Source organism: Candidatus Bathyarchaeia archaeon (assembly GCA_038873195.1).
In the GTDB taxonomy this organism is placed as follows: Archaea; Thermoproteota; Bathyarchaeia; order Bathyarchaeales; family Bathycorpusculaceae; genus DSLH01.
In genome coordinates this window covers 118,140-134,936 of sequence record JAVZEV010000001.1, presented here as the reverse complement: position 1 = coordinate 134,936, position 16,797 = coordinate 118,140, and the positions used below count along the sequence as shown (strand labels likewise).

Sequence of the window (16,797 nt, the reverse complement as noted above, 5' to 3'; positions counted from 1 at the left end):
CATGTCTTCTGAATATATAATTACGACAGTTTAAGCGGCCTTTGTCTGAAAAAACCAACAAATTAAATTGAACGTGTGAAAGCGGGCTCTCGCACTCAAGATCCCAATCATTTTGGAATCAGCGGGGCCAGAGTCGTCATCGCCCACCACGCAAAAATAAACCATGGGCTTAAATAAAAAGATATAGGAATTAAGCTTAGGGCATGTCGGAAAATGCAATGCTAGAACATATTCGCGTGGTTCCATTAGCTGCAGAAAGTCTTGGCGTAAGGTCAATGTGCACTTACGTTGAAACTTCAGACATTAAGGTTCTTTTTGACGCGGGAGTTTCGCTTTGTCCATACCGTTTCGGTTTGCTTCCGCATCCGCTGGAATTCAAAGCCATAGAACACTGTCGCAGAAAAATTGCTGAGGCCGCAAAGAAATCTGATATTGTCACATTAAGCCACTACCATTTCGACCATCACACCCCTTCCTATGAAGATTGGCTTTGCAACTGGACTCAAGCAACCGAAACTGCAAGGCAGATCTATGAAGGAAAAACCGTTTTGATAAAAAATCCAAAAGAGAAAATCAACTACAGCCAGAGACGCAGAGGATGGCTATTTCAGAAAACAAGCGGAAAACACGCGAAAAAACTTGAAATTGCCGACGGAAAAACCTTCACTTTCAATGATACAAATGTCAGATTTTCTGAGCCAGTCCCGCATGGACTGGAAAATTCAGAGTTGGGATGGGTTCTAATGACAACAATCGAATGCGACGGTGAGAAGTTCATGTTTGCGCCCGACGTTCAAGGTCCAATGTCAAACCAGACGCTTTCTATAATTTTTAAAGAAAAGCCGCAGTTGTTGATGATTGGTGGGCCCCCATTGTATTTGGCTGGTTTTAAAGTTAAAGAAAGCCAGATTGAAACTGGATTGAGAAACCTTGAAAGCGTAATCAAAACTATTCCATGCGTCATGTTGGAACATCATATTCTCAGAGATGAAAATTGGCGTGAAAAGACAGGAAATGTTTTTGAAGAGGCAAAGAAAGCGGGATGTAAAGTTGTGACGGCGGCTGAGTTTTTGGGCGAAGAAAATGCTTTCTTAGAGGCTTTTAGAAAGAAGCTTTTTGTTGAGAACCCACCTTCTAAGGAGTTTGAAAAATGGATGCGCATAAATGATAAGGAGAAGAAACGCTTTAAGCCTCCAATTTAGTCCCTAACTATTTTTTCTAATTCAGTTAGGTCCTCAAGTAATCTGTTATAACGTATTCTGCAGAAAGGCGCCGAAATTCCTCTTTCGCTCAGTGCATGGTGGAGTTCTTCCATGAAAATTCCAGAATTCTCTATGTTTTGGTTATCTGCTATATCACAGCTTGGACTCCCAGCAACGCCTATCACAAGTTTCAACTTTATCCCGCACTTTTCATGTTCTTGAATTTGCTTTGCGATGCCCTCTGCGATTTTCCTGCAATGCTTTCGAAAAGCTGCTGTATCATATTGTTCTTTGGTTTGTGGCGGCCTGGATATTCCTGCATAGGCTAGTTCTGGACACGGCAACTGAATAACGCCTAAGTCTTTGCGTATTAAAAAATTTACAATTTCTGTTATTGCACTTGATCTTTCAGCTAATCCGAAAACCCGTGAGTTTTGATTAAGGATGCAGTGTGCAACCAAAGCGATTTTTCCACTTCTACTATCCTTAAACATTTGAAACGCACTCTATAATTTATTTCAGAAACATGCTTAATAGTGCTATATCTTCGCGTTTTCCGCTTTTCTTAATCAGTTTCTTGCATATACTTTCAACTTTAAATCCCACTTTTTCTGCAATCTTTATCATGGCTTTGTTTGAGAAAAGAGTTTCCACCTCAAGTTTCATAAGTCCTTCCTCTCGAGCTTTTGCCACTCCAGCTTTCAGCAACAGCGTTCCGAAACCCATATTCCAATAGTTCGGATGGATTGTTATACCCACATTTCCAACAGGCATTGAGCATTTAGTTTCACAATGTATTCCAATAAAACCCACAACTTTTCCGTCCAATTTTCCAACAAGAAAAATCTGGTCCTTTTCCCTTGGAAGCTTATTGATAGCCTCCTTAAACAGATTATACATTTTATTCGTATCATCTGTGCCGGTGCCGATATTCCATTTCACCACGTCTGGATGCGTCTCCATCTCAGCAAGTGCCCACAAATCCGCGTCTTTAAACGCATAACTTTTTCCATCGACTACCTGAAATGACACTTCACACTTCCTCAAACACGGAGTTAAAACCTTGTGTGTGGGGCCGGGGCCGGGATTTGAACCCGGGCGCTAGGCTTTCCGCCTGCAACATACAGCCCACAGGCCTATAGGCTACCAGGCTACCTCACCCCGGCCACTATTTCGGTGATTTCGGTTACTTTTCTGCATCACTTACGCTTCCTTAGAAATATTAGGTTATCTTTTTGGCATACATACTCAAATCCGACTTCCAATAAAGCTTTAACTTCCTCAGGCGTTTCAGCTACTTTAACCGTGAACTCATCACTTCCTTGCTCAAACATGGTTCTCTCAATGTTAATGTAGATTTCCGTGTTTCTTAACTCTTTATGGCCTAAGAACTGCTTAACGTAATATGGATCTTTTGTTTGATGATAGAGCATTGTAGCCTTCCAATGTCTAAAGGTGTGAAAGCTTATGCTTAGCAGTCTTGGGTTTTGCAGTTTAGCAGCTAAACGCCTTCGTGCTTTTATAAATGTTGTCTTCATTGAATTTATTGGGCCGTCTCCAAATACTCTTACACTTTCTCTCGGCAAAGCGTTAAGCATAGCAATCAACTTTTGGCTCACCTTCCACATTCTCGGGTTAGAACCTTTCTCAGGATCGTTAAGCCTTACTATGTTCTTTTCAAAATCTACGTCTATCCATTGAAGTCTTTTCGCTTCTCCACATCTCATTGCGGTTTCTTTAAGCAATTGTAAAAACGTGCTGAGTTTTTTACCTGTTCCAGATATTAAATCATCAAGTTCTCTTTCAGTTGGTATGAAAGGTATCTTTTGGGTTCGCGCTTTGCAGAATGGCTTATCCCATGTTAAACCAGCAAATTTAAGGAAGCGGTCATAAGCGCCTATAACATTACGCTTTCTATTTTCACCCCACTTTTGTTTTGCAATGACTTCTTTAACATTTTCTGAATCAAACAAATCAGCACCTCTCTGAACTAAAGTTTTTAATGCGGTTCTGTGAAGTCGGATGGTAGCCTCTGCATAGCCTTTCTTTTGCATGTAGAAACAGTATTCAACTATTTTGCCTTTAGCGTCTTTAAGCTGCTCTGTGCCGCCCACACTCGGCCTTTCAGTTTGGGTTTCCACTTTGGCCAAGTTTTTCGCCTCGACTTCCGAGACGCATACTCGGCGTTTACTGTTATAGGAAGAAAAATTATTTAACTGTTTTCCTAATACAGTAAGTTTATGCGAAGCTACATCTTCACTAACCGCGAAAGACAAATCATTAAAGCTTTTCTGGATGGAAAAGTCCTTATTAACGATAGTTCCCTTCAGCAAATTAGAAGTAGAATTAAAAGTTTTACAAATCTTTCCTCTGATGTTGAACTTTATCTTAGACTCAGAGAAGCGATATCCACATAACTTACATAAATAACGTTGAATTCCAAAACCATCACCATCATATCTAAAACCATCCTTCCAAAACTCCTTAGAACCACATTCAGGACAACACAAAACCATTAAGGCGGCCCCACCCCTAATCCACTTAAAACACCGAAAAACACTTCAGATTTGAACAGAACAAAACAATTTTCATTCAAATTTTCAGAGTTAGCGCCATGCGCACCCGACCCTTCGTGCGGGTCACGTAACATATTAGTTATGACAGACAGCAAACTCTTAATGAATTCAAACAGTTTAGGCGCTTGGATCTTGTATAGTTCTAACACGTTTAGCAGAGCTGCTAAAGGATTCGCCTTCCTATTATTGCTTCTGTGCGCGAAGCATTGAATTTCTAAACGACCCACAGGTTCATTTTGCCATGCTTCAACAAAAGGCCGAAATCTTCTTAGAAACTCATGCCTTTTCAGATTAAACCTTCTATTGCGATCATAAAGCACAATATTACCTGAAACAAAATATCGACTATCAGAAAGCACCCTTCCATTAATACCTATGAACCCTAAACCTTTTCTATAATCATATTCGTTTTGCTCACACACCTCTTCAAACTCTTCTATCCTTTGTTTAATTTCACTAGGCGGAATATCATAAGCCACATCAAAACGGCAATACCGCGCATAAGGAATAACTTTCAATTCGATCTTTTGGTTGTAAAGCCACTTAAAGAGAATATTATCAGATTCCTCAACAACAAGTTTTAACGCTTCATTTAATTCCGCTTCAAGCAATGCTACATCATTAAAGAAACATTCAATAATTCTAATCAATGTTGAGGGCAACCATAAAGGCAATTCTCGGAAAACAAATTTTCTACGTTTAACTTGCGTCCAACTAACCGCATCCCAGCTTATGTGATACCTAACCTTATACGGAAACCTTTGAATCACATAGAACCGCCTTTGAGCAAAAGGCGATCGCTTTCTAGCTTTTCGCGGTAACTTCCAAAGCGTAGGCTCATGTTCAATTAATTCCTTCTTTTTCACATCAAGCGTATTAACCGCAAGTTTCACACCATAATTATCGCTATGGCCTAATTTGCCAATAACACGCGCTAACAACCTCATTTTCTCATTAATCTCAAGCGGAATATGCAAAAGGCCCGCTTGACTGATCTGAGCCTCTAAAAATGTTGTGTCAGGCTTACCTAACAAAGGCGCAAAAACCTTAGCTGAAATACCCTTTTCTAGACTGCTCTTTTCAAATTTAAGATTAGCAGGCGATAACGGCCACAACTTACCTGCTAAATCTTCCAAAGGCTCTTTAAGCTTAGATGCAAAATATACTCTTCCACTTTTGGTAATTTCATAAACAACATCTTCAAAGTCTTCAATTGTTTGCATCATTTCCGCGTTAGTTTGCTCTTCATGCATTGATGATAAAATCTGAGCTTCAACTACACTTAAATCGCAACCTTTCTTATTTCTTATAAGATTGAAAATTGCTTCCTTAGTTTCATATCCATAAGCGCGTAAATGCTCAAAAAATTCTAAAAACCATTGAGAAGTTGATAATTTCTTTGAAGGCTGCTTATTAAAACCACACCAAATAGCAAGCTGCTTTACAAAACGGTTAAGCCTTAAAGATTCACCCCATCCACCCGATTCTAAATCATCAACTAAGGCTTTAATTTCCAAATACCATTCGCGTTCTATTTTCTTAATACGTGCAGAAATGGAGAGAGGATAAGAAAAGTAAAAGCACCATTCGCCTGATTCCGCATTCTTCAACAATTTCCGCACAGCAGGAATATTAGGCGTGTTTTCCTGTTTTGTCACCTGCCTTATATCATGGATAGGTTGCCTCTCCGAATTTAAAAGAAAAGATTGAATGCGGTTCTTCTCTCTTCCAAATCCAGATCTTTCAGCACCTTTAATAATCCACTCTCCACTAGGCAATTTAACAGCATAACGCTTAGTGCGGAAAACCACAAGCTCAACCGCATCCGCATACTCTTTTTTAGCACCCCAAGGCGCAAGTTTGTTAAGAAGTCTCTTTAACAGCGCCTCATCCTTTGCAGAACACACATAAGAATCCGTATCATGGTAAATTAAAGAATCCTTCAACTGCGATTCTATAAGCCACGATATTGTTCTCGCGAAAGCTGTCACATGAGCAGCCAAAGCCAAATTTGAAAACGCTTGATCCACATCACACAAAAGACCTGTAACCGCGTTCAAAGCAATTTTCAAAGATGTTGCCAATTCCTGATTGGCCCTACGCATAGCATAAAATTCAGACCATTTCTTTGACCATTCCTCATCTTTTGTATATAGAAAACCACACGCATCTAAAATTTGCACGCGTTTTAGTTGATTCTTAGACTGCAAAAACAAAAAATAAAGCGGAAAATTAACAACCATTCCCGCTTTAAAATTAACTAGGGCCTCTGCTCGAGTTTGCTCTTCCCTTCGATTTCTATAAACCAGAGTATAACACAAAAGTTTTCTAGATTTCTTTTGCTTTTCCTTTAAAACTTCAATTTTCCATGTTGAATCTTCCAAAAATTGAACTAGAACCCAAGAGGAAAGCGCTAAAACAGGCATTTCTTGATTTACATATAACCGCGAAAATGCTTCCACAGGGCCGACCTTTTTAATCAACTCTAAAAGTTGATTGATAACATTTCTAGCTTCCTCTCCGTAACAAAGCCTCATAGATCTAGGTGAAAATTTGCTCATAATACTCGGATATTCAGAATTTACATCATAAAATGCAAAATTTCGAAAACGGCCAACTTGCCACGCTTTAACACGCCCACCCGCATAAAATGCTGGAAAACTCGGAAATTTCGTATATGGCGCAACCAAAATCTTAGCAATCCTAGCGCCACTTTCAAACAATTTAATAGGCGAAATATGACTTTCAATAACTTCATAACGATTCTGTTTCAAAACAAAATCAACAAAATTAGCTTTTTCAAAACCTAAAACTTCTAAAAACATTGCCGCCTTTTCCAAACATCGAGAAAGCAGCTCAAAACATGACAAAAGATCATACGCATTATATTTGCGATTCAAAAAATCTTCCGTTTCTAACTTCTTAAAAAACATGTTTGTTTCAGATTGGCTTTTCAAACTTCGCTTTTTCTCATCAAGCAAATTAGATGACAAACGCATAACATCAAGCGCATAGCTAATAACCCGCTCCTTTCGATAAATATAATAACTAACTTTTTGATCTCCGAACCGCGTAAACCTACGTAATAAAATATCTCTAGCATCCTTTGAAAACGCACGAATCAAATCAAAACCATAGTTGAAAGCCACAAAAACAACGACTGAAGCATCCTCAACTAAACTATCAAGCTCAACTTTGGTTAAAGCATGATCATAATGGTAAATTTCCAAATTCGGATAAGATAAAACCCCAACAAGACGCACATCGTCCCTGTTACTCGAATCAGTCTCCACATCAAAGAGCAACAATTTGAAATCTTGCATGCTAGAAATGAGAAAAGGTTTTAACAATTCCGAATATTTTTTTACTTTCTCAGCCAAAACCTGTAAATTTGCCTTTTCTTTATCGTTTAAAACGTAAATTTGACCAAAACTTTTATCTTGAAGTTTCAACAAATCTGACAATTGGATAGGCATCAAGCGATCCCTCACATAAAAAAGGGGAGATGAGCGGCATTACCTCAACTTTTAATAAACGTTAATCCAAGTGATCCGCGCTCTTTTGTTAGGCGCCGGAAGTTTCAAAATGATTTTATCACCTTCTTTGCGGCCAGACGCTAGAACCTTCTCAATCAACTCAGGCAAGATGCCGTAATGAACCTCTTCACCTGAAACATTAGCAGTTAAGATCAGACACTCTTTGTTTTCTAAACGACCCATGCGTGCGCTAACGATTTCTGCTTCAACCCGAGCGCCTAACAAATCTTCAAGACTAACCGGCATTTCATATCCCTCTTTATGGCTTTGTCTAAACCACTCCGCGCCTCCGACCCTGAGGCCATGCAGGTTTGTAGCCCACATCCGCATCCTAGCAGGCGTGCTAGGTTTTTTAAAGGAAAAAAAAGTAGAGATTGACATAAAGAATAGTCAAGTGGAGGGCAACCCACCGCGTATTCAGCATTTAACAACTCATTTGCGTTCATGGGCCATCTTCCACCCTTTAACCACAACGTTTGTTTTGGCTAAGCAGTTCTCGGATAGCTGCTCTTAGAAAGTCACTTAAGCTGCGAAACTTTCCTTGCTGAATAAGTGCTTCCATCATCTTTCTATCAGAGTCTTCCACCCTCACGGTTATCCTTAAGTTTTTGTTCATTTTTAACACCTTCAAGTCCGAAATTATTATAAAGGGGGACTTAAGTCCCCCTATTTTTCGGTCATAAATGAAACAGCAAGTGTGGTTTCAAACCGATTTAGGGTATGAAAATACACGGCAAAGGTTAGCTCAGCAAAGAAACATGATTGGAGACATGGAACCTTACAAGGGAAGGCTAACTTTTCACTTCAAAAATTTGAAGGATTACACAGTTCAAATAACAACAAGCGGTAAATTGGGCATAACTTACCCTAAAGGTTCAGATTTTCATATTATTTTAGAACAGTTGAAACCCTACCTCGTTAAGCCTGATGGTTCTCAAGCTAAAATAATTGGAATAATAAAGAAGCCTAACCGATCCGTTGAAGAGAAGCGTCCCGCTGAAGTTTTTATTATTCCAAATCCCAATTTGAATGAGAAGGAACGGAAACTTTACCGCTTAGACGTTGACTTTCTGAACATCGTTAAAGAGTTAGATAAGGAATGGTTTCAAAAAGAATTGGACAAGTTTAATTTGAAATATGGCGTTACACAAAAAAAGGGAAGTTTGGAGCAGTGATGCTCGTAGTGTTGTTACATTCCTCTTCTAACGTAGCCGAGGATTATCACTGCTCCAACAATTATCGGCACGATAACGAGCAGTGTCATTGCAACCCAAATGTTGCTTTGCAGCGCGGCCCAAGTGCTGTTCGCTTGAGCGCTCCAACCAGCCTGACTTTGACTGCTAATCAAGCTTTGAATCACTATGATAGCTATCAACAGCGAAACCATGATTCCAACCAGAACGCCAATTACTCCGCCGCCGCCCATAGGTGCCTCAGCCCTCTTGTCTTCGAGAAACTTCCTCAGTTTTTTAAACACTATACTCTTTCACCTCTTTCTTTTTCCATGTATAAAAGTTGAATGGTAAAGCGTATTTAAGCACGATAATAGTGAACTATAATATTATAGTGACTGGTTTATGGACTATTATTCCAGAATTTTTGCGGCTTCCCTAAGCAAAACTGCACAGGCTTTGCGATACTTTGGATAAAGCATTTCCGAAGCTTCCAGGAATTCTCGGAATAAACCGTCACCTTCACATTGAACGTTTAAACTTTGCGAATGCGCCATTCTCCGCTTCATTTTCTTAGCTATTGACGTGTGAGTCACTTGAAAGCCGATTTCCCTCATTTTAGCGGCTATTTTGCGGAGGCTTAACCCTTCTTTTTGCAGTTTCTCTATGAAAGCGTAAGTTTCCTCGTTCCACACGATAGGCTTCAACTCGGAAGGCTTAGCCGCTACATTCTCGTTGTTGCTGTCGGATTTCTTTAAGAAAAAGAATAGTTTGCCATTATATGCTTGCTGAAAAACCTTAACGCCTTCCTTACTTAACTGTTCATTCCATTCAGGCTTAAAAAGTGCATGTGGAATTAGAAGGCACGAGCCGAAAAACGTGTCTTCCAAAGGGAAGCTTTCGCTTAACTGTTCATATAAGCCCATTTTACCCGTTACCATAATGATGGCGTTTCCAAATTTAAACCTTAACATTCCTTCCTTTCTTTTCCATAAACATTCCGCGTTTCAATTAAATTCAAATTTAGTTGGTAAACGGTTCTTTTTCATGAAATAAGCTTAATTTGAGCTTTTTTCTGCTTTACTATATAAATTAAGTTATTGATGTTGGCTTGTGTGGTAAATAAATAATGTTAAGCGGTTGCGTATTGCTCTTTCATAGCTTCCATTGTTCTTTTAATGAACCTTCCGCTACGCTCCATATACTCATTAACGGTTGCAGGCGTTAAGCCTGTCCAACTGCATATATCCGCCACGCTTAATTTCGGATTACTGCACAACTCGGTTATGCGGTTGAAACGGAAATAGTGAAGATACTTTTTCTTATCTATGCGCTTCATTATTTGCCATGAATCCCATTCGCTTAACGGCCAAACTCTCTGTTTAGGCTCTGTCCGTTTCCATTGCTCAACTATTAAATCTACGAATGGAAGCTTAATCCACAATTCTAATGGAGCTTCACGTTTTCCATGTTTACGAGCTACCGCTTCAATATAAAGCACGTCACCTTTAACTTCAATGTCTTCCTTCAAAATGCCTGGAACAGCTTCAGTTTCTTTTATTATGGTTTCGCTATGTTTCTTGCATGACGGTAAAATATACCTGTGCGGTTTAGCTCCATGCACTTCAGTTTTTCTTAGGCCCGTCCAATAGAGCAATGCCAAAAACGATTTGACTGTTAAAGTATCATATTTGCCTAAATCAATCCTGTCCACTCTATCAAGCATTTCCTTAAAGTTTTGAATAGTGATAGCCCTCTTTTGTTTTCCAAATTTGTATCTGTGCTTAGGAAAATTGCGTGTAGTCATGTTATGTAGTCCCTCGAATTCCTTTTACGTTCCAACAAGAAAGCCTCCTGATTCATACGTGAATGTATAGTTTCGTTGAAAAGCTGAAGCTCATCTAACTCCAGCTCCCTCTCTAAGATTCGCGTTTCAAATGTTTTACGCTTATGCTTTTTCCTTTTCTCCTTCGCTTTTTCCACAAAAACCACCTACCATAACGATAAACACTAACAACGCAAAAATCAAAAAGAGAAAATCGCCATTATCCATTAACGTTTACCTCACAATAAAAAAAGGGGTTGTGCGGGTTAATGGAGAAATCTCCACTTTAGGCCGACTTACCTCACCCCGGCCACTATTTCGGAGGCCTTGCCTATTTTTTGATGTCGATTTTGCTTATTTTCTCTTTCGGAAGAAAAGACAAACATTCTCACTTATTAGCAACTTATAAAATGTTATACATTCTCACTTATTAGCAACTTATAAAATGTTATAATTGATTATCAACCTTGGTTTTTGACGTCTTATGAATATCAGCTTTAAATAAGGAGCTATAATTCCTTGCGCACGACAGAGAATCAGAACTCACATACAAGAATTGAAGCGAACCAGATAAAAAACAGAGGCTACAAGCATTTTCAGTGTAAATGCGAATATTATTAAGTTTGATCAGTCTAATGCGGTTTACTTTTTTCTGAAACAACATGGATGTTTTATATGGTTTTGCACATATATGTTTATTGTGAATAGCCAATGGTGGTTGGTGTGAAAAAATACGACCTAATAGTGATAGGCACAGGTTCAGCAATGGAAATCGTAAACGTTGCAATCCAAAAAAACCCTCACCTAAAAGTCGCAGTCATAGACAAAGACGAACCAGGTGGAATTTGTCTAACACGAGGTTGTATACCATCTAAAATGCTGCTATATCCAGCCGAACTGATTAGAGCAATAGAAAACACAGAAGAACTTGGCCTAACCATTGAAGTTAAGGAAATAAATTTCGGAAAAATAATGGAAAGAATGAGGACTCACATAAACGCTGAAATAGAAACCATACGAAACAGTCTCTCTCGCTCTAAAAACGTGGATTACTACCACGCCAAAGCCGAGTTCACAGCGCCCTACACGCTAAAAGTTCAAGACGATATAATATCCTCAAAAACGATTATTCTCTGCATTGGCTCCAAACCGTCTATTCCACCAATAAAGGGACTTGAAAAAACTGGCTACCACACCAGCGATACGATTCTAAAAATGAAAAAACTGCCTAAGAGCATAGCTATCATTGGAGGAGGTTACATAGCAGCGGAATATGGACACTTCTTTTCTGCAATGGGAGCAAAAGTCACAGTTATCGGTAGAAATCCGCAATTTTTGCCAGAAGAAGAACCGGAAATCTCAGCAGTCGCCCAAAAAGTGTTAGGAAAACACATGCAAATAATTGTTAACCATGAAGTGCATGAGGTAATAAAAACATCGACAAACATGAAAAAACTCATTGCCTTTGATAGAGAAAATAAACGAACAGTTGAGATAACGGCTGAAGAAATACTGGTTGCTACTGGAAGAAGCCCAAACACCGATATACTTCGTCCAGAAAAAAGCGGAATAAAAGTTGATGATGAAGGATGGATACAAGTCAACGAGTATCTGGAAACTCCACAGCTAAACATCTGGGCGTTAGGCGACGCAAATGGCAAATACCAATTCAAACACGCGGCAAACTATGAAGCCCTCATAGTATATTACAACGCCATACTAAAAGACAAGGTGAAAGTTGACTATCACGCTGTGCCACACGCCGTTTTTACGTATCCTGAAATCGCGAGCGTAGGTCTCAAAGAGAAAGAAGCAATAGAGAAACATGGCAAAGATAAAGTGTTAATAGGGTTCCACAGATTCCAAGATACCGCCAAAGGAGAAGCCATGAACATAAAAGAAGATTATTTTGTCAAGATCATCGTGGATAAAGAAAACATGAAAATATTGGGAGCCCACATTATCGGACCATACGCTTCCGTGCTCATACAAGAGATAATAAACGTAATGTACACTCACGAACAAAGCGCACTGCCCATAATGACTGCAATGCACATTCACCCTGCTTTAAGCGAAGTTGTGCAAAAGGCGCTTGGTTCACTCATGAACCCGGACATGTACCATCATATTATAGAAGAACATTACCAGTTGTCAACTAAATAGATTAAAAGAAATCTTTGAAAATGTATAGAGAAATCTGAGTAAAGTTTTTCTTATGCCAAATTCCTTATTTACTTGATAAAATCATGACTAAATACACCGTCGGCGAAGCTTTCTCCGCTGGAATCGGCTTAGCTTTAGGATTAACTATGGCGCAGTATATTTCTCAAACCATGAAACCACCAGAAAGAATCATTAAACAAGTTATTATCTGCCTACGGTGTGGCAACAAGAACCCCGTTGAAAACAAGTTCTGCGGACAATGCGGCCAATCCCTATACCCACCATCATCTACTCAATGCGTAAAATGTGGAGCAACTGTGCCTTCAAACATGAAATTCTGTGTAAAATGTGGCTCTCCGCTAAAAGAAACAAAGAAAACTAGAAAAAAGAGAAAGTAAAGCTCTTTAGCCTAATTTTTCTCCGCAATTACCGCAGAATTTTGTTCCCACTGGATTCTTCGCGTTACATTTTGGACAAGTTATTTCACTGGCAGCTGGTTGAGTAAGGGGAGTGCCACAGTTTCCGCAGAATTTCGTCCCAGCAGGATTTTCAGCCTTACATTTGGGACAAACAACTTTTGCCTGCGGAGCTAAACTTGCACCACAATTACCACAGAATTTTGTGCCCACAGGATTTTTGGCACCGCAGCTTTGGCAAATTATTAATTGCTGAGGTTGACCGGCTTGTGCTTGCTGCATCTGCTGAGCCATCATGTAAGGCATCGTTAAGCCCATTCCAGCGCCTAAACCAGCAGCCGCTGCGCCTCCACCTTCGCTTCCTTTAAGTTCTGTTGCCGTTTCTTTCATGTACTGCATCATCATAGCTTGAGCGCCCATTCCAGACGCAAACCTTCTTGCTTCTTCTGGGATTTTGACACCTTCGAAGACGCAGTCTATGACTTTTAAGCCGACTCTTGCCGCTTCATCGCTTATTTTCAATGTAACCTTATCAGTAGTAGCATCAACATTTTTCACAACAGTGAATATATCATGGTTGCCAAACTCATTTATTATGCGCTCGTTTATGAAACCACGAATGTAATTTTCAACATCTCTGGATGAACTGGCACCACGGTTGCCGAAGAACTCAACAACAAAAAGTTTAGGGTCTTCAACTTTGTAAAGCATGTAGCCAAAAAATCCCAGTTCAGCTTGATACTTTATGTCGCCGCTTGGCGCCGAGTAGGCTGTGCCACCAAAGTTTGCTCTAAACTGGCTGTTGCTTACAAAAACAACTTCGCAGTCGAAAATGTCGCCTATTATACGTAATGCCCTCAAAGCAGCAGTTAAAAGTGGAATATTATTGCTTGTAATCGTGTGTCTTCCAGGTCCAAAAACATCATAGGCTTTGCCGTCTCGAAAGAAGACAGCCCACTGATTTTCTTTAACTATGACTTGACTTCCATACTTGAGTGAAAGATTTGGGAATCTGTAGGCTATGTCTTCTGCTCCTGCATAGTCCCATGATACTTTTTCAATAACTGGCATTTAACTTACACCTCCAACGGTCTGAACTGTTTTTCTCTTTCATCCCATTTAGATTCAAACGCCAGTATTAAGGATTTAATGTTCTTAGCTTTGGCTGCCGCTTCCGTCCAATTTTCAGCTTCGCTGTCTTTGTGGAGTTCGTTCACAGCGTTCACTATTGCCTCAACATCAGCGCTTAATGCCTTGTCATAATTGAAAACCCGCGCTAACTCAGTTTCTCTTATGTGTCCCTTGCGGTCCATCAAACCAGCATATCCATAATCAGCATGGTGAACTTTTTCAGCAATCCTATCCATGATTTGTATGACCTTTTTGAAGTCGTCTGTGGCTTTTCCAGCGTTTAACGCTGCCAAGTAAAGTTCTTCCCATCTGTGGCGCAACGTTTTGAAGTCAGAGTGATATAGGTCTCGAAGTTTCTTGTCTAACTCGCGTAGGTCTTCTTTTGTTGCGTATCCTAAGCCGAATACGTTTTGGATTTTGGCAAGTATTCCCTGCTTGTCTTTCACTTTTTCTATTGTTTCTCTTTCTGCCATTTTTTTCAACCTTCTAACCGATGCTAAATAAAGGTCTTCCTCCACCTAAAACTTTTCCTTCACAACCGTCTATTGCAATAACGTAGTTTTCTCCTTTTAAAGTATAATGGACAAACCAGACGGGTGCGTGCACCAGTTCAGCTTCTCCAAGAGTCACGTTTACACTGCAAGTTTCAAGAGTATCAACTTTGCCACTTGCAATCAACCTTTCTTTGGCTTCTATTTCCGCTCGAATTTTGGCTTTGGCTTCTTCCTCGTTTAATTCTATGTTGAGAAATTCAGCGTCCTGCGGCACTTTGCCTACATCAAACGGAATTTTTCTGGCTGCTGGCACATCATAATAGTTAATCTCGCTTATCATTGTTCGCCTAGCTAATGTTGGCCAAATGTAAGTGTTTGAGAATGAGTAAGAGACATGCCTTGGCGATTTGTCCTTTTGCTGCGTCTCAGCATAAGCTTTGGCTCCGGCGAGAATGAGTTTTCCAAACTTTGCCAGCCCGCTTGAGCGTTTATCAGACACAGCTTCTTGTGCTTGATGGATTTCCCCCATGACTCCCGTGCCAGTAACACCTTTCAAAAACGTGTTTGTGGTAGCTTGGCAAACCCAGAAAGGAACATAACGCAGTTTCACGCTGGTGATTTGGGCGTCTTTTGAAACACCAACTCTGAAAATGCCCTTGTCCATGTATTTCCGTGCGGCATCAACTGCTTGCTGAGAAAGAAGACGGTTTTCTAACATACTGTGAGCTTTTAGTTCTTCTCTTGAAGCCACAGTCATCGTGAAACCACAATATCTACACGTAAATATCAAATCTTCCTGCGTCACAGTAATTGGAGCGCCGCATCGGCTGCAGTTTGTAGGGAGCGGTTGTGCCGGTTTTGGAGCTGGAGGCGGTGGAACAGCTTGAGGCGGCATTGCAGGTGCTGTTGGTTGTGGAGGTGCAGGTGGCGCGAGTTGTTCTGTGTGGCTTTTGAAGGCTTGAGGATTCCGTGCAGAAGCCAAGATAACGTCTTCAACTATGAACCATAATTCTTGGTTATCCTCCCTAATTCCTGAAACAACAAAATCGTCCGGAACGCCTTTCACGCTTAAGGTTTCTTTTGCTGCAAGCATGCCTCCCTTTTTATACTCGATTAGAAAACTGGTCTCGCCGGTTAGCACACGTTCTATTTTGTAGCCTTGTTTTTCCATAGAAAACTTCAGTTTTTCTAACAGAGCTTTAATGTCTACGCCCAATCCTTGATAGCGCGCCATAAACTGTTCATCCTCCCCCAGAATTTTCATGGTTCTTTTGTAGTTTATTAACACGGCATGTTAATCTGTTGAATTTTAGTTGCATCTCAGCTTTTGAGGAAGAAAATTTTTCAGATATGCTCATTATTTCGCTTCCATTAAACCATTTATTAATTGTTTTTTCGGAGCTTTAAAACTTATGAATTAATGATTTGTTAGTCTTAAGCTGCAACATCTATGTTGTTATCAGCTGATAAATTTCTTTAGCGACATACTCCAAGTACTTTTCTTTATCTGTTAAATTGAAGATTGTTACTGAGGCGTCTCTGGTTACGCCTACAACGTAGCCGTATTCTCTTGCTCTTGCAACAACATACCATAAATCACCATGTTTGCAGTAATCTTCAAAAAGCGAAGTATTAATCAAATCTGGACCATAAAGCGAGAGTTTATTCACGTTTGGAATGTCAACATTGTCAAAGAAGGTGATTTTTGTGTCTTCTGGGTTTTTCAAGTGGAAATCCTTGAGGGTTTCTGGGGGAATTCTGGCTTCTAATACATTGCCTATTTTTTCGAAGAGTATTTCGCTCAGCTTATTTGCGATGAAGTTTGCTATGCGTTTCTTTTCAACAACAGTCAAGAAAGTATTGTCTTCATGTTGTGAGAAGCTGAAGAGAGCTTCGACAGTACGCGGCAAAGGTGCTACTTTGCCTCTGTGAAAAATGTGGAGAACATAATCGTGTGAATAAATACCTTTAAGCATGCCTTCCTTTGGCAGAAGCCCAACAACTTCGGTTACGAGTGTAAACTTGTAGTCGCCTTCCTCATAGGGCTCTTCTGTGTGGTAGCCTTCGAGGCGCGATGCGATTTCAGTAGTAGAAAGTGGTTCAGAAAGTCTGAAGACTTTGCCTGCAACAACCATTGTCTAATCCAACCTTTAAACTCGCTAGTTAGTCTGTAAATTTATATGTAAAACTTTTGTGTTTTGCCGATTTGCTTTGAGTTAAAGTTTGCCTAATTGCTTTAATAAGAGACTTTTTACCTCTATTACTACTGCTAGAGAGGCAAC

Annotated in this window: 18 protein-coding genes and 1 tRNA gene; 4 read left to right on the top strand and 15 right to left on the bottom strand. The window is 39.9% G+C overall.

From position 1 onward, the window contains the following. Positions 1–203: 203 nt before the first annotated feature. Complete coding sequence (locus QXW63_00685; protein MEM3460416.1) at positions 204–1,202, top strand: hypothetical protein; 999 nt, start codon at positions 204–206, stop codon at positions 1,200–1,202. On the opposite strand, the gene QXW63_00680 is transcribed toward QXW63_00685, so the two are convergent. The 7 genes from QXW63_00680 to QXW63_00650 all read right to left on the bottom strand — a co-directional run bounded on the left by QXW63_00680 (position 1,199) and on the right by QXW63_00650 (position 7,930). Then, the gene (locus tag QXW63_00680) at positions 1,199–1,696 is read right to left on the bottom strand and encodes a 2-thiouracil desulfurase family protein (protein MEM3460415.1); all 498 of its coding nucleotides are present in this window, start codon (positions 1,694–1,696) and stop codon (positions 1,199–1,201) included. The genes QXW63_00685 and QXW63_00680 overlap by 4 nt on opposite strands. A gap of 19 nt (positions 1,697–1,715) precedes the next feature. Then, positions 1,716–2,234, bottom strand: a complete 519-nt coding sequence (locus tag QXW63_00675) for a GNAT family N-acetyltransferase (GenBank protein ID MEM3460414.1) — start codon at positions 2,232–2,234, stop codon at positions 1,716–1,718. A gap of 38 nt (positions 2,235–2,272) precedes the next feature. After that, a tRNA-His gene (locus QXW63_00670) sits at positions 2,273–2,368 on the bottom strand. A 33-nt stretch (positions 2,369–2,401) separates the two neighbouring features. Next, positions 2,402–3,343: a tyrosine-type recombinase/integrase gene (locus QXW63_00665; protein ID MEM3460413.1), complete on the bottom strand. Its 942-nt coding sequence runs from the start codon at positions 3,341–3,343 to the stop codon at positions 2,402–2,404. A 374-nt stretch (positions 3,344–3,717) separates the two neighbouring features. Further along, positions 3,718–7,254, bottom strand: a complete 3,537-nt coding sequence (locus tag QXW63_00660) for a hypothetical protein (GenBank protein MEM3460412.1) — start codon at positions 7,252–7,254, stop codon at positions 3,718–3,720. 51 nt (positions 7,255–7,305) lie between these two features. Further along, the gene (locus QXW63_00655) at positions 7,306–7,560 is read right to left on the bottom strand and encodes a hypothetical protein (GenBank protein ID MEM3460411.1); all 255 of its coding nucleotides are present in this window, start codon (positions 7,558–7,560) and stop codon (positions 7,306–7,308) included. A 217-nt stretch (positions 7,561–7,777) separates the two neighbouring features. Continuing rightward, positions 7,778–7,930 carry a ribbon-helix-helix domain-containing protein gene (locus QXW63_00650; protein MEM3460410.1) on the bottom strand — a complete coding sequence of 51 codons (153 nt, stop codon included), beginning with the start codon at positions 7,928–7,930 and terminating at the stop codon, positions 7,778–7,780. 79 nt (positions 7,931–8,009) lie between these two features. Between QXW63_00650 and QXW63_00645 the strand changes: the two genes are divergently transcribed. After that, positions 8,010–8,489, top strand: coding sequence for a hypothetical protein (locus tag QXW63_00645; protein MEM3460409.1), 480 nt, complete (start codon positions 8,010–8,012; stop codon positions 8,487–8,489). A gap of 14 nt (positions 8,490–8,503) precedes the next feature. Here QXW63_00645 and QXW63_00640 read toward each other — a convergent pair whose 3' ends face one another. From QXW63_00640 to QXW63_00625, 4 genes are all read right to left on the bottom strand, one after another. Continuing rightward, entirely contained in the window at positions 8,504–8,791 is a 288-nt protein-coding gene (locus QXW63_00640) for a hypothetical protein (GenBank protein MEM3460408.1), read from the bottom strand. A 108-nt stretch (positions 8,792–8,899) separates the two neighbouring features. Beyond that, positions 8,900–9,460, bottom strand: coding sequence for a hypothetical protein (locus QXW63_00635; protein ID MEM3460407.1), 561 nt, complete (start codon positions 9,458–9,460; stop codon positions 8,900–8,902). A 158-nt stretch (positions 9,461–9,618) separates the two neighbouring features. Next, positions 9,619–10,293, bottom strand: coding sequence for a hypothetical protein (locus QXW63_00630; protein ID MEM3460406.1), 675 nt, complete (start codon positions 10,291–10,293; stop codon positions 9,619–9,621). Continuing rightward, positions 10,290–10,469 (bottom strand): hypothetical protein, encoded by a 180-nt coding sequence (locus QXW63_00625; protein ID MEM3460405.1) that lies wholly within the window; start codon positions 10,467–10,469, stop codon positions 10,290–10,292. Before QXW63_00625 ends, QXW63_00630 begins: the two co-directional genes overlap by 4 nt. A 565-nt stretch (positions 10,470–11,034) precedes the next feature. Here QXW63_00625 and QXW63_00620 point away from each other — a divergent pair. Together QXW63_00620 and QXW63_00615 are read left to right on the top strand one after the other, a co-directional pair. Further along, the gene (locus QXW63_00620) at positions 11,035–12,474 is read left to right on the top strand and encodes a dihydrolipoyl dehydrogenase (GenBank protein MEM3460404.1); all 1,440 of its coding nucleotides are present in this window, start codon (positions 11,035–11,037) and stop codon (positions 12,472–12,474) included. 83 nt (positions 12,475–12,557) lie between these two features. Beyond that, positions 12,558–12,872, top strand: a complete 315-nt coding sequence (locus QXW63_00615; GenBank protein ID MEM3460403.1) for a zinc-ribbon domain-containing protein — start codon at positions 12,558–12,560, stop codon at positions 12,870–12,872. Between the two features lie 6 nt (positions 12,873–12,878). Here the strand turns inward: QXW63_00615 and QXW63_00610 are convergent, their stop codons facing one another. The 4 genes from QXW63_00610 to QXW63_00595 all read right to left on the bottom strand — a co-directional run bounded on the left by QXW63_00610 (position 12,879) and on the right by QXW63_00595 (position 16,650). Then, positions 12,879–13,961 (bottom strand): SPFH domain-containing protein, encoded by a 1,083-nt coding sequence (locus tag QXW63_00610; protein ID MEM3460402.1) that lies wholly within the window; start codon positions 13,959–13,961, stop codon positions 12,879–12,881. 5 nt (positions 13,962–13,966) lie between these two features. Next, the gene (locus QXW63_00605; GenBank protein MEM3460401.1) at positions 13,967–14,494 is read right to left on the bottom strand and encodes a hypothetical protein; all 528 of its coding nucleotides are present in this window, start codon (positions 14,492–14,494) and stop codon (positions 13,967–13,969) included. Between the two features lie 13 nt (positions 14,495–14,507). Then, positions 14,508–15,749, bottom strand: coding sequence for a hypothetical protein (locus QXW63_00600; GenBank protein ID MEM3460400.1), 1,242 nt, complete (start codon positions 15,747–15,749; stop codon positions 14,508–14,510). Between the two features lie 214 nt (positions 15,750–15,963). After that, on the bottom strand, positions 15,964–16,650 hold the full coding sequence (locus tag QXW63_00595; GenBank protein ID MEM3460399.1) for a hypothetical protein: 687 nt from the start codon (positions 16,648–16,650) through the stop codon (positions 15,964–15,966). Positions 16,651–16,797: the final 147 nt, after the last annotated feature.

Excerpts from the sequence above, each read along its gene's own strand:
- QXW63_00685 (MEM3460416.1), top strand. The coding sequence starts at position 204 with ATGTCGGAAAATGCAATGCTAGAACATATTCGCGTGGTTCCATTAGCT.
- QXW63_00680 (MEM3460415.1), bottom strand. The coding sequence starts at position 1,696 with ATGTTTAAGGATAGTAGAAGTGGAAAAATCGCTTTGGTTGCACACTGC.
- QXW63_00660 (MEM3460412.1), bottom strand. The coding sequence starts at position 7,254 with ATGCCTATCCAATTGTCAGATTTGTTGAAACTTCAAGATAAAAGTTTT.
- QXW63_00655 (MEM3460411.1), bottom strand. The coding sequence starts at position 7,560 with ATGCCGGTTAGTCTTGAAGATTTGTTAGGCGCTCGGGTTGAAGCAGAA.
- QXW63_00650 (MEM3460410.1), bottom strand. The coding sequence starts at position 7,930 with ATGAACAAAAACTTAAGGATAACCGTGAGGGTGGAAGACTCTGATAGA.
- QXW63_00635 (MEM3460407.1), bottom strand. The coding sequence starts at position 9,460 with ATGTTAAGGTTTAAATTTGGAAACGCCATCATTATGGTAACGGGTAAA.
- QXW63_00630 (MEM3460406.1), bottom strand. The coding sequence starts at position 10,293 with ATGACTACACGCAATTTTCCTAAGCACAGATACAAATTTGGAAAACAA.
- QXW63_00615 (MEM3460403.1), top strand. The coding sequence starts at position 12,558 with ATGACTAAATACACCGTCGGCGAAGCTTTCTCCGCTGGAATCGGCTTA.
- QXW63_00610 (MEM3460402.1), bottom strand. The coding sequence starts at position 13,961 with ATGCCAGTTATTGAAAAAGTATCATGGGACTATGCAGGAGCAGAAGAC.
- QXW63_00605 (MEM3460401.1), bottom strand. The coding sequence starts at position 14,494 with ATGGCAGAAAGAGAAACAATAGAAAAAGTGAAAGACAAGCAGGGAATA.
- QXW63_00600 (MEM3460400.1), bottom strand. The coding sequence starts at position 15,749 with ATGGCGCGCTATCAAGGATTGGGCGTAGACATTAAAGCTCTGTTAGAA.
- QXW63_00595 (MEM3460399.1), bottom strand. The coding sequence starts at position 16,650 with ATGGTTGTTGCAGGCAAAGTCTTCAGACTTTCTGAACCACTTTCTACT.